This is a genomic window from Allosphingosinicella indica (genome assembly GCF_900177405.1).
Taxonomy (GTDB): Bacteria; Pseudomonadota; Alphaproteobacteria; order Sphingomonadales; family Sphingomonadaceae; genus Allosphingosinicella; species Allosphingosinicella indica.
The window spans coordinates 1641686-1653787 of record NZ_LT840185.1 but is presented as its reverse complement, the minus strand read 5'-3'; the positions used below and the strand labels follow the sequence as shown (position 1 = coordinate 1653787).

Below are 12102 nucleotides of genomic sequence, written 5' to 3'. Positions count from 1 at the left end.
CCCGCGATCAGCCGGCCGGCGTCTTGAGCAGCGGCTCCAGCCCCGCCCAGTCGTGGACAGCGAGCGGCTTGCCGTTGAGCAGGAAATGCGGCGTGCCCTGCAACTGGTCGCGCTCGGCGGCGATCTTGCGCATCTCGGCAAGCTTCTTGAACGCCGCCTCGTCGGTGACGCAGGCCTTCGCCTTGGCAGCCGGAACGCCGTGGCGCGCAGCGATCGCATAGAGCCCGCCGAACTCGGCGAGCTTGTCGATCTTCTGCCCCTGCGTCAGCGCGTTCATCTCCGCCGATTGCGCGGGCGTCATCGCCTGATAGCGCGCGATCCAGTCGCGCTGCGCATCGAACAAAGCGTCGGTCAGCGCGAAGAAATCGCCCGGCCCGGCGCAGCGCGCCAAGAGCGCCGCGGTCATATCGTAGGGATCGCGCACGAAATTGCGGAATTCGAAGCTCAATTGCCCGCTCTTCACCGGCCCGGCGAGGAGCTTGGGCATCCCGTCACGCGCGAAATGGGCGCAATGGTCGCAGGTCAGCGATCCGTATTCGACAAGCTTCATCGGCGCCGCCGGATTGCCGACACGAAAGCCGCCGTCCGGCGTCGCGCTGACCGCACGGGTCCAGTCGCGCGCCGCCGCCTTGCCCGCCGGCTGCGCGGGGAGCGACGCCGCCGCCCCCAGTGCGGCGACGGCAAGCGCGGCGGCGATCGCGCGGGTAATCATCACAGCTTCTCGCGGATCTGCGGCTCGAGCGCTTCCCACGTGCCGGTGTTGCGCGCCATCTCGCCGTTGATGAGGAAGGTGGGTGTGCCCGGGAAGTCCGGATGCTGCTGCATCGTCTTTTGGCCGAGCTCGACCAGCTTGTCGATCTCGCTCTGGTTGGCGAGGCACTGGCGCGCCTTCTCCTCCGGAATGCCGCGGACGCGGACGAAATCGATGAGCCCCGCGGCGTCGGCGATCGCGCCGGTCACCTGGTTGGGCGCCATGCCCTCGAACGCCTTCTGCTGATCGGGCGAGAGCGTCTGCAGCTTGCCGACCCACTGGTCCTGCGTCTGGTACATCTGCTCGGTGAGCTTGAAGAAGGGCGTCGCCCCGCCGCACCGCGCGAGCAGCGATGCCGACATGTCGATCGCGTTCAGCAGGAAGTTGCGGAATTCGTAGCTGACCTGGCCCGTCTTCACATATTTCTCTACGAGCTGCGGCGTGCCGGTCGCGGAGAAATCGCGGCAGTGCGGGCAGGTCATCGAGGCATATTCGACGACCTTCACCGGCGCATTCGGATTGCCCATGATGAAGCCGCCTTCGGGCGTCGCGGAGACGGTGGTCGTCCAGTCGCCGCCGTTGGGCGCCGGGATCGCCTCGCCGACCGGGGCAGTGGCCGCGGTGCTGCTGTTGCCGTCCGCCGTCTTGTTGTCGCCGCAGCCGGCCAGGAGCATCGCCAGCGACAGCGCGCCGGTCTGGATCAGAGCTTTCATTCCTTATCCCTTTAGCTTGCCGAGGACGGGTATGGAGGCCACGCCCGGAGAATGGCTTGGTGCATCGCCCGCCGCGAGCCCGCGCGCAAGCGATTCGAGGCAGGCGCGCAGCTCCGGATCGGCGACCTCGCGCAGGCTCTCGCCCAGTTCACGCGGCAGCGGCGCGGCCGGCGCCGGCATCCGCTTCGCCTGCTCGCGCGCCACCCGCACCAGCCCCTGGCGGAAGGCGACGCGCGCCACTGCCGGATAGCCGAAGAAGCGGTTGACCCGGTCGATGATCGCCGGGGCGACATGCTGCATCATCGGCGCGTGCGCGCCTTCCACTACCAGCGTCAGCACCCCGTCCGACTTCTTGCCATAGGGAAAGCGGATCGATTCGGGCGCCGAGACGGCGGCGTAACGCTCGCCGACGATCTCGCGCCAGCGGCTGACGATCGACGACTGGACGAAGCCGAAACGGCGGAAAGCGGCACGGCCAACGTCGGGCAGCATCTCCGACACCGCCCGCGGACGCATCGCCCGCGGAGCCTCTTCGGGCTTTTTCCTGCCCTTCGCGCCAAATGATTTCGCCATCCCGCCGAGCATGGCATAGGCGCCCCATGCCCGTCGATGCCTGGCCCGAACTTTTGCGCTGGTACGATGTGCATGCGCGCGATCTGCCGTGGCGCGCCAAGCCCGGCGAAACGCCCGATCCCTATCGCGTCTGGCTGTCCGAAGTGATGCTTCAGCAGACCACGGTCGCCGCGGTGCGCAGCTATTTCGCGCGCTTCACCGAGCGCTGGCCGACCGTCGACGCGCTCGCGGAAGCGGACGAGGGCGAAGTCATGGCCGCCTGGGCAGGGCTCGGTTATTATGCCCGCGCCCGCAACCTCGTCGCCTGCGCCCGCGCGGTGGCCGAGGAGCATGACGGCATCTTCCCCGACACTGAGGAGGGGCTGCGCGCACTTCCCGGCATCGGCGCCTATACCGCCGCCGCGATCGCCACGATCGCCTTCGGCCGTCGCGCCGTGGTGGTCGACGCCAATGTCGAGCGCGTCGTCACCCGGCTGTTCGCGATCGAAACGCCGCTCGCCGCCGCGCGGCCCGAGATCCGCGCGCGCACCGATACCATCACCCCCGACGACCGCGCCGGTGATTTCGCGCAGGCGATGATGGACCTGGGCGCGACGATCTGCACCCCGCGCAATCCCGCCTGCGCGATCTGCCCGCTGAGCGACATCTGCACCGCCCGGCGCCGCGGCGATCCCGAAGCCTTTCCGGTCAAGGCGCCGCGCGCGGCGCGCCCGCACCGCCACGGCGATGCTTATTGGGTCGAGTATCGCGGCCAGGTGCTGCTCGTCCGCAGGCCCGCCAAGGGCCTGCTCGGCGGGATGCTCGCGCTGCCGACCGGCCAATGGACCGAGGCGCCGCCGCCCTTGTCCGGCGCGCCGATCGATGCGCGCTGGGAAGAGGGCGGCGCGATCGAGCACGGCTTCACCCATTTCACGCTGGCGCTGACCCTGCGCTGCGCCGAGGTCCGCGATGCCCCTGTGGATGGCATCTGGTGGCCCGCCGATCGCATCGCCGAGGCGGGTCTCCCCACCCTCTTCGCCAAGCTCGCCGCGCGCGGCCTCGCCTGGCGCGAACAACGCTGGAAAGGCGCGGCATGATCGGCTTCACCGGCGCCGGCATCGACCGCGCCGACAATCTCCGCCACGATCCCGAGCGGATCGCCGCGCTCGCCGCCGATCCGGCTGCGCTCATCCTGCGGCTCGCCGGCGTCGATCCGGTGCTCGATCCGTCGGGGCGCCTCGAATGGGAGCCGCTCGGCGGCCACGATCAGCACATCTTCCTGGGGCTCAGCGACGGCACGCCGCTCTTCGCGCCGATGCCGCGGATCGAGCTCGGCCGCACCGCGTGGAGCGTTTTCGCCATTCTCGATGCGATGGCGGCGGACGAGGCGGCGCTGTGGGGCGGCGCGCGCAGCCTCATCGAATGGCACAACCGCCACGGCTATTGCGGCATCTGCGGCTCCGCGACGGCGCCGTTCCGCGCCGGCTGGGGCCGCCGCTGCGAAGGCTGCGGCGCCGAGCATTTCCCCCGCGTCGATCCCGTCGTCATCATGCTCGCCGAGCATGACGGCCGCGTGCTCGTCGGCCGCGGCCTTCATTATCCGCCGCGCCGATATTCGGCGCTCGCCGGCTTCGTCGAGCCCGGCGAATCGATCGAGGAGGCCGTCGCGCGCGAGCTTGCCGAAGAAGCGGGCATCGCCGTCGCCAACGTCCGCTACGTCGCGAGCCAGCCCTGGCCCTTCCCCGGATCGCTGATGATCGCCTGCATCGCCGATTCGCCGAGCGATGCGATCACGCTCGACGCCACCGAGCTTGCCGATGCGATGTGGGTGGACCGCGCCGAGGTCCGCGCGGCACTCGATCGCACGCCCGATGCCCGCTTTCAGGCGCCGCCGCCTTACGCCATCGCCCACACCTTGCTGCGTGCCTGGCTGGATAGTGGTCAACCGCAGCTTGCCCCGGCGGCTCCCGCCGCTTAAAGGGCGCCAGGGATCATTCGCGCGCCGCCCGCGCTCGGCGGACGCGCGTCTTCGAAAGGCTCGGAAAGCGACATGGACGATCGGTTCAACACGATTGCGGGGTGGGTGCTTGGCGCGGGGATCGTCGCGCTGGGTGCATCGATCGTAACCGGCGAAGTGTTTCGCGGCGAACGGCCCGAAAAGATGGGCTATCCCATCGAGGGCGTGGAGCGCGAAGGCGAAGCGGGCGCCGAGGCCGAAAAGCCGATCGCTTTCTATCTCGCCTCCGCCACTGCCGAGCAGGGTGCGCAGGTCTTCAAGAAGTGCGCCGCCTGCCACACCGACAGCCAGGGCGGCCCCAACGGCCTCGGCCCGAACCTCTGGGCCAACATGGGTCAGAAGATCGCCCACGTCCCCGGCTTCGCGTATTCGGATGCGCTGAAGTCGCATGGCGGCAATTGGGACTGGGACAATATGAACGCGTGGCTGAAGAGCCCGCGCACCTTCGCGCCCGGCACCAAGATGACCTTCGCTGGCCTCTCCAAGCCGGAGGATCGCGCCGCGGTGATGATGTTCCTCAACCAGCAGGGCGGCGGTCTCCCCGTCCCGCCGCCGCCTGCCGCCGACACGCCGGCCGAAGTCGCTGCCGAGAACGGCGACGCGAACGCCGCCGCCGGCAAGGCGCCCGATCAGCCGGAAGTGAACGAAGCGGCCGCAGCCGCGCAGCCCGAAGGCAATATCGGCGGCGACGGCGCCCCCGCCGTCACCGGCCGTGCCGCGCAGGAAAAGCAGCAGTAGGGGTTAGCCCAGACGTTCTTTAACCCCCTCCCCTTGATGGGAAGGGGTTTGGGGTGGGGTGGCGTCTCCGAGGGAGGCGCAAAGATCTCCACCCCCACCCCCACCCCATGACCGATGTCCTACATCGCCGCTTTCTGCGATGACCGGGCTGTTCGGCTCCTTCCCATCGTCTGCCCGTCCTCTGCCCGCGCGAACGGGTGTGGCCACCCTTATGGCCAGTGCGAACATTGGGAACATTCGCGCCCCGCGACGCCCGATCCGCGCTCCTAGAACCGCAGCGGCTTCACCCGCTTAACGCCCGGCAAGGCCTTGAGCGCCGCCACCGTCGCGCCATCGATGTGGCTGTCGACCGACACCAGCGCGACCGCCTCGCCGCCCGCGGTGTGCCGGCCGAGGTTGAACGTACCGATGTTGACCCCCGCCTCGCCGAGCGCCGTGCCCAGCCGGCCGATAAAGCCGGGCGCATCCTCGTTGACAATGTAGATCATCTCGCCGTCGAGCTCGGCCTCCACCTTGATGCCGAATATCTCGACGAGGCGCGGCGCGGTGTTGGCGAAGAGCGTGCCTGCCACCGACTTCTGCCCCTCCGGCGTCGTTACTGTTACGCGCAGCAAGGTGTGGTAATCGCCCTCGCGGTCGTGCCGCACTTCGCGCACGTCGAGCCCGCGCTCCTTCGCCAGGAACGGCGCGTTCACCATGTTCACCGTGTCCGAATAGACCTGCATCAGCCCGGCGAGGACCGCAGCGGTGATCGGCTTCTGGTTGAGGCTCGCCGCCGCGCCCTCCACCTCGATCGCCACCCCGGTCATCCGCTGGCCCTCGAGCTGGCCGACGAGCGATCCGAGCTTCTCGGCGAGCTGCATGTAGGGGCGGAGCTTCGGCGCCTCCTCGGCCGAAAGGCTCGGCACGTTGAGCGCGTTGGTGACCCCGCCCGTGGTCAGGAAATCGGCGATCTGCTCGGCGACCTGGATCGCGACATTGACCTGCGCCTCGGTGGTGGAGGCGCCGAGGTGCGGCGTCGCGACGAAGCCCGGCGTGCCGAACAAAGCGCTTTGCTTCGCCGGCTCCTCGACGAAAACGTCGAGCGCCGCTCCCGCGACATGGCCGCTGTCGAGCGCGGCCTTCAACGCCGCCTCGTCGATCAGCCCGCCGCGCGCGCAGTTGATGATGCGCACGCCCTTCTTGGTCTTGGCGAGATTTTCGGCGGAGAGGATGCCACGCGTCTGATCGGTCAGCGGCGTGTGCAGCGTGATGAAGTCGGCGCGGGCGAGGAGATCGTCGAGCTCGACCTTCTCGATGCCGAGCTGCAGCGCGCGCTCGGGCGTCAGGAAGGGGTCATAGGCGATCACCCGCATGCGGAGGCCCAGCGCACGGTCGGCGACGATCGATCCGATATTGCCCGCCCCGATCAGTCCCAGCGTCTTCGCGGTGAGCTCGACGCCCATGAAGCGGTTCTTCTCCCACTTGCCCGCCTGCGTCGAAACGTCGGCCTCGGGAAGCTGGCGGGCGAGCGCGAACATCAGCGCGATGGCATGTTCGGCGGTGGTGATCGAATTGCCGAACGGCGTGTTCATCACGACCACGCCCTTCGCCGAGGCGGCGGGAATATCGACATTGTCGACCCCGATCCCGGCGCGGCCGACGACCTTGAGGTTGGGCGCGGCCTCCAGCACGTCCGCGGTCACCTTGGTGGCGGAGCGGATGGCGAGCCCGTCATAGCCGCCGATGATCGCCTTCAGCTCGTCCTTCGAAAGGCCGGGCCGCTCGTCCACCTCCAGCCCCCGCTCCCGGAAGATCTCAGCGGCCTTGGGATCCATCTGGTCGGAAATCAGCACTTTGGGCATGGGAATGTCTTTCATCTTGTCATTCCCGCGAAAGCGGGAACCCAGTTTGGGAGAGGGGGCGGGTCGGGGAAGCGGACTGGGCTCCCGCGTTCGCGGGAGTGACAGTTCAAGCAGCCCGCGCGGTGGCGTAGGCCCAGTCGAGCCAGGGGCCGAGCGCCTCGATGTCGGCCGTCTCGACCGTCGCGCCGCACCAGATGCGCAGTCCCGGCGGCGCGTCCCGATAGCTGGCGATGTCGAAGGCGGCGCCTTCATTCTCCAGCAGCGACGCCATCGCCTTGACCAGCGCAGCGGCGGCCGCATCGTCCAGCCCTGCCGCGGCTGCGAAGGCGAGGCAGACGCTCGTCGTGCTGCGCGTCGCGGGATCGGCGGCGAGATGCGCGATCCACGGCGTGCGCTCCACCCAGGCGTCGAGCGCGCGGGCATTGGCCTCGCACCGACCGATCAGCGCCGGCAGCCCGCCCAAGCCCTGCGCCCATTCGAGCGCGAAGATATAATCCTCGACCGCCAGCATCGACGGCGTGTTGATCGTCTCGCCCTGGAAGATGCCCTCGTTGAGCTTGCCGCCTTTGGTGAGGCGGAAGAGCTTGGGCAGCGGCCAGGCGGGCGTGTAGGTCTCAAGCCGTTCCACCGCGCGCGGGCCGAGGATCAGGATGCCGTGCGCGCCCTCCCCGCCCATCACCTTCTGCCACGAGAAGGTGGTCACATCGAGCTTGTCCCACTGCAGCTCCATCGCGAACGCCGCCGAGGTCGCGTCGCAGATCGTGAGACCCTCCCGCGCATCGCCGATCCAGCCGCCGTCCGGCACGCGGACCCCCGAAGTGGTGCCGTTCCAGGTGAATACCACGTCGTGCCCGGGATCGACCGCGCCGAGATCGGGGAGCGCGCCGTAAGGCGCCGTCATCACCTTCGCGTCGAGGCGGAGCTGCTTCACCGCATCGGTGACCCAGCCTTCGCCGAAGCTCTCCCAGGCGAGCATCGTCACGGGCCGCGCGCCGAGCATGGTCCACATCGCCATCTCGACCGCGCCGGTGTCGGAGCCGGGGACGATGCCGATGCGGTGGGTATCGGGCACGCGAAGCAGCTTGCGCGTCAGATCGATCGCATGATGAAGCCGCGCCTTGCCGATCTTCGAGCGATGCGAGCGGCCGAGCGAACCGGTGGCGAGATGTTCGGGACCCCAGCCCGGCGGCTTGGCGCACGGGCCCGACGAGAAATGCGGGCGGCGGGGCTTGTCGGAAGGCTTGGCGGTAGGCCGGGCGGGCGCGTCGAGCACGCCGGCGCCGCCGGTAGAATCATTCGTCATCAATAACTCTCCTCACAGAGAGCACGCGCCGCGTTGGGACGGCGTGGCCCGCCGACGGGGTTAAGCCACGGCGCCCCCAAGTCAAGCGATCTGCGCCGGCCTACGATTCCCTCTTGCCAGCCCGCGCGCGCCGTCGCAGCTTCCGCCCCGTCTTCGGGGGGAGTCACCATGAAATCATCCATTCTCGTTATCGCGTGCACGCTCGCGTTCGCCACCGCCGCACCGGCCGCGGCGCAGCAGTTTCCGGTCAAAATGACCGGCCAGCATTCCGGGCTGGTCAAGGGCCGCGACAAGTTTGCCATCCCATCCTATTCGATCAACTATATCATCGGCCAGCGCGCTTCCGCGTCCGGCGGAGTCATGGCCAAGGCCAGCGCCACCACGATCCTTGCCGGCGTCGATGAAGCGATGATGCGCACGCTCGCCAACGAGGCGCACGCCGATCTGAAGGCGCAGATGGCGGCGGCAGGGCTGACGGTGTCCGACGATGCCGAAGCGCGCGGCGTGCTTGCCAGTGCGGGCGTCGAAATGGCGCCCGGCAACATGCACCAGGGCGGCGACGGCGGCATTGTTATCGGCAAGGGCGTCAAGAAAAAGTTCGTCAGCGTCGGCGCAGACGCCGCGCCGCTCACCGAATTGTTCGTGCCCGGCGGCAAGACGACCGGCATCGCAGGCATCGCCCGCATCGGCGCCACCGGCAAGCTCAACGGCGCTGGCGCAGCGATCGGGGCGGTGATGATCTTTCCATCGCTGACCGTCGATTTTGCCGAAAGCGAGGCCAAGGTCGGCCGCACGTTGACCGGCGACAAGCGGGCGACCGCCAGCAACGAGGTGCGCTTTGCAATCCGTGCCGAATCCCCCGTCAACTTCCAGAATCCCGTGCGCGCGGGGATCGGCACACCAGGCGTCGTCCGGCCCGCCAAGGACTATCCCACCGACGCCGCATTCGCGACGGTAGAGGGCGCGGGCGGCGCGACGTCGCGCCAGCGCTGGAATTCGCTGTTCGACGACGGGATGCTCCGCGCCAGCAACCAGGTGACCGTGGATCCGGCGAAATGGACCGCGCTCGTCCAGGACGCCTACCGGTCTTACAATGCAGCGATCGTGGCGGCGATCGTCGGAGTGCGCAAATAGCCCCGTCGCGCACGTGGCACGGCTCGACTCGCTGACGCTTCGCCGCGCTTGACGTCTGCTTGCTGCGGGTCGTTACTCGCAAGCATGAAGCGGGGGTTGGTGTTGGCGTGTTTGCTGGTCGCGGGGTGCATTCCGCGCGTCGACCGGCCCGAGCCACCGTCGCGCCCATCGCCGTCGCGCCCGCCCGTCGTCCGTCCCGCCGAGCCGAGCGCCGCCACGCTGCAATGCCATGCCGACATGCGGCGCGAAGAGTTCCGTTATCGGCCGCTGCCCGATCAATATTTCTCCGGCGGGTGCAGCGCGCTCGGCGCCGTCCAGCTCATCGATATCGGCACGCCGACCACCAATCTCGGCGCGATGACCTGCCCGCTGGCGCTGCGCTTCGGCCGCTGGGTGCGCGAGGCGGTGCAGCCCGCCGCCGGCCAGTGGCTCCGGAGCCGCGTCGTCAAGGTCGAGAGCATGGGTACCTACGCCTGCCGCCCGGTCAACAATGTGGCGGGCAACCGGATCAGCGAGCATGGCCTCGCCAACGCCGTCGACATCGGCGGCTTCGTGCTGGAAGACGGGCGGCGCATTACCGTGCTCGCCGGGTGGAACGGCGAGGACGAGGATGTCCGCCGCTTCCTCCGCGCCGTCCACCAGGCCGGCTGCCGCCGCTTCGGCATCACGCTGGGGCCGGACGCGAACGCGCTCCACCGCGACCATTTCCACTTCGACATGGGACGCGGCCCCTATTGCCGCTGAGGCCCTCGCGGCTTTCCCGCGTCACATTCTCGCTCTAGACAGCGCGACCATGACTGATCCCAAGCCCCCTGAACGCGTCTTCGCCCCCGCGCGCGAAGAAGCCGAAGTCGCCAATCAGCCGACCTCCAGCCCGCAGACCGAGCATCCCGCCTACCGCCTCGCCTTTCAAGACATGGACTTCCTGCTGCGCGAGGATTTGCGCCCCGTCCGCTTCCAGCTCGAGCTGCTGAAACCCGAGCTTGCGCTCGACGAAGCGAAGATCGCCTCCACCTTCGTTTTCTACGGGTCGGCACGCATTCCGGAACCCGACAAGGCCGATGCACTGATCCAGACCGCGGCCAACGATGCGCAGCGCCGCATCGCCGAAAGCCTCAAGGCGAAATCGCATTTCTACGACGAGGCGCGCAAGCTCGCCCGGCTCGCCAGCCGTGTCGGCGCCGACGAGGATGGCTTGCGCCAGTTCGTCGTCTGCTCGGGCGGCGGCCCGTCGATCATGGAAGCGGCCAACCGCGGCGCCGAGGACGAGGGCGAGGAATCGATCGGCCTCAACATCGTGCTGCCGCACGAGCAGCTCCCCAACCCTTACGTCACCCCGTCGCTGAGCTTCCAGTTCCACTATTTCGCATTGAGAAAGATGCATTTCCTGATCCGCGCGCGCGCCGTCGCGGTGTTCCCCGGCGGCTTCGGGACGATGGACGAGAGCTTCGAGCTTCTGACCCTCATCCAGACCGGCAAGGTGAAGCCCATGCCGATCCTGTTCTTCGGCCGCGATTTCTGGACTCGCGTGGTCAATTTCGACGCGCTGGTCGAGGAAGGCACGATCGCGCCTGACGATCTCAAGCTGTTTCGCTTCGTCGAGACCGCCGAGGAAGCCTGGGACTATGTCTGCGCGCATTATGCCGAAAACGGCGAGCCGCTGGAGTTCGCGAAATAGGCGCACCGCTGGACGCGCGGGCGCTGCCCGCCTAGAGGCTCCCGCGGCACAATTTCCAGGGAATCACTGTGGCGAACGTAACCGTCATCGGCGGACAATGGGGCGACGAGGGCAAGGGCAAGATCGTCGACTGGCTGGCGAGCCGCGCCGATTGCGTCGTCCGCTTCCAGGGCGGGCACAACGCCGGCCACACGCTGGTGGTGGGCGACAAGACCTACAAGCTCTCGCTGCTCCCCTCGGGCATCGTCCGCGGTACGCTGTCGGTGATCGGCAATGGTGTCGTGCTCGATCCCTGGCACCTCAAGGGTGAGATCGAGAAACTGGGTGGCCAGGGCGTCGCGATCACGCCCGACAATCTCCACATCGCCGAGACCTGCCCGCTGATCCTGCCGTTCCACCGCGATCTCGACGGGCTTCGCGAGGATGCGTCCGGCTCCGGCAAGATCGGCACCACGCGGCGCGGCATCGGCCCGGCCTATGAGGATAAGGTCGGTCGCCGCGCGATCCGCGTCTGCGATCTTGCCCATCTCGATTCGCTCGGCCCCCAGATCGAGCGGCTGTGTGCACACCATGACGCGCTGCGCGCCGGCTTCGGCGAGCCGCCGATCGACCGCGAGCGGCTGATGGCCGATCTCGCCGAGATCGCGCCGATCGTCCTGCCCTTCGCCAAGCCGGTGTGGAAGACCCTCAACGACGCGCGCGCCCGCGGCCGCCGCATCCTCTTCGAAGGCGCACAGGGCGTGCTGCTCGACGTCGATCACGGCACCTATCCCTTCGTCACCTCGTCGAACACCATCGCGGGGACGGCGGCAGGCGGCACCGGACTCGGCCCCTCGGCGGCGGGCTTCGTGCTCGGCATCGTCAAGGCCTACACCACCCGCGTCGGCTCCGGCCCCTTCCCGACCGAGCAGGACAATGACATCGGCCAGCGGCTCGGCGAGAAGGGCCATGAATTCGGCACCGTCACCGGGCGCAAGCGGCGCTGCGGCTGGTTCGATGCGGTGCTCGTCCGCCAGTCCTGCGCGGTATCGGGCGTCACCGGCATCGCCTTCACCAAGCTCGACGTGCTCGACGGCATGGACGAAGTGAAGATCTGCACCGGCTATCGCCTCGACGGCGAGACGCTCGATCATCTCCCCGCCCACGCCGCCGATCAGGCGCGCGTCGAGCCGATCTACGAGACGGTCGAGGGCTGGCAGCAATCGACCGCCGGCGCGCGGAGCTGGGCGCAGCTTCCGGCCCAGGCGATCAAATATATCCGGCGAGTGGAAGAGCTGATCCGCTGTCCCGTTGCGCTGGTTTCGACCAGCCCGGAACGCGAGGACACGATCCTCGTTCGAGACCCGTTCGCCGACTAGGACGGAAAAATATA

12 protein-coding genes are annotated in these 12102 nt (G+C 68.5%); 7 read left to right on the top strand and 5 right to left on the bottom strand.

Annotation, left to right across the window (positions count from 1 at the left end):
- Positions 1 to 7: 7 nt before the first annotated feature.
- The 3 genes from B9N75_RS08170 to B9N75_RS08160 are packed head-to-tail and all read right to left on the bottom strand — an operon-like array spanning position 8 to position 2037.
- Positions 8 to 712 carry a thioredoxin domain-containing protein gene (locus B9N75_RS08170; RefSeq protein ID WP_085218344.1) on the bottom strand — a complete coding sequence of 235 codons (705 nt, stop codon included), beginning with the start codon at positions 710 to 712 and terminating at the stop codon, positions 8 to 10.
- On the bottom strand, positions 712 to 1464 hold the full coding sequence (locus B9N75_RS08165; RefSeq protein WP_085218343.1) for a thioredoxin domain-containing protein: 753 nt from the start codon (positions 1462 to 1464) through the stop codon (positions 712 to 714). The genes B9N75_RS08170 and B9N75_RS08165 overlap by 1 nt, the downstream gene beginning before the upstream one ends.
- 3 nt (positions 1465 to 1467) lie before the next feature.
- Positions 1468 to 2037, bottom strand: coding sequence for a DUF721 domain-containing protein (locus B9N75_RS08160; protein WP_425292390.1), 570 nt, complete (start codon positions 2035 to 2037; stop codon positions 1468 to 1470).
- 26 nt (positions 2038 to 2063) lie between these two features.
- Between B9N75_RS08160 and mutY the strand changes: the two genes are divergently transcribed.
- From mutY to B9N75_RS08145, 3 genes are all read left to right on the top strand, one after another.
- Positions 2064 to 3113, top strand: a complete 1050-nt coding sequence (gene mutY, locus B9N75_RS08155) for an A/G-specific adenine glycosylase (protein WP_085218341.1) — start codon at positions 2064 to 2066, stop codon at positions 3111 to 3113.
- Positions 3110 to 3994, top strand: a complete 885-nt coding sequence (gene nudC, locus B9N75_RS08150; RefSeq protein WP_085218340.1) for an NAD(+) diphosphatase — start codon at positions 3110 to 3112, stop codon at positions 3992 to 3994. Before mutY ends, nudC begins: the two co-directional genes overlap by 4 nt.
- 72 nt (positions 3995 to 4066) lie before the next feature.
- Entirely contained in the window at positions 4067 to 4771 is a 705-nt protein-coding gene (locus B9N75_RS08145; RefSeq protein ID WP_085218339.1) for a c-type cytochrome, read from the top strand.
- Positions 4772 to 5037: 266 nt separating this feature from the next.
- On the opposite strand, the gene serA is transcribed toward B9N75_RS08145, so the two are convergent.
- Both serA and B9N75_RS08135 read right to left on the bottom strand, forming a co-directional pair.
- On the bottom strand, positions 5038 to 6615 hold the full coding sequence (gene serA, locus B9N75_RS08140) for a phosphoglycerate dehydrogenase (protein WP_085218338.1): 1578 nt from the start codon (positions 6613 to 6615) through the stop codon (positions 5038 to 5040).
- A gap of 106 nt (positions 6616 to 6721) precedes the next feature.
- Positions 6722 to 7918, bottom strand: a complete 1197-nt coding sequence (locus B9N75_RS08135; RefSeq protein WP_085218337.1) for a phosphoserine transaminase — start codon at positions 7916 to 7918, stop codon at positions 6722 to 6724.
- Between the two features lie 168 nt (positions 7919 to 8086).
- Between B9N75_RS08135 and B9N75_RS08130 the strand changes: the two genes are divergently transcribed.
- The 4 genes from B9N75_RS08130 (at position 8087) to B9N75_RS08115 (ending at position 12088) form a co-directional block, all read left to right on the top strand.
- The gene (locus B9N75_RS08130; protein ID WP_085218336.1) at positions 8087 to 9052 is read left to right on the top strand and encodes a hypothetical protein; all 966 of its coding nucleotides are present in this window, start codon (positions 8087 to 8089) and stop codon (positions 9050 to 9052) included.
- 84 nt (positions 9053 to 9136) lie between these two features.
- Complete coding sequence (locus B9N75_RS08125; protein ID WP_085218335.1) at positions 9137 to 9796, top strand: extensin family protein; 660 nt, start codon at positions 9137 to 9139, stop codon at positions 9794 to 9796.
- A 49-nt stretch (positions 9797 to 9845) separates the two neighbouring features.
- The gene (locus B9N75_RS08120; RefSeq protein WP_085218334.1) at positions 9846 to 10730 is read left to right on the top strand and encodes an LOG family protein; all 885 of its coding nucleotides are present in this window, start codon (positions 9846 to 9848) and stop codon (positions 10728 to 10730) included.
- Between the two features lie 68 nt (positions 10731 to 10798).
- Positions 10799 to 12088: an adenylosuccinate synthase gene (locus B9N75_RS08115; protein WP_085218333.1), complete on the top strand. Its 1290-nt coding sequence runs from the start codon at positions 10799 to 10801 to the stop codon at positions 12086 to 12088.
- Positions 12089 to 12102: the final 14 nt, after the last annotated feature.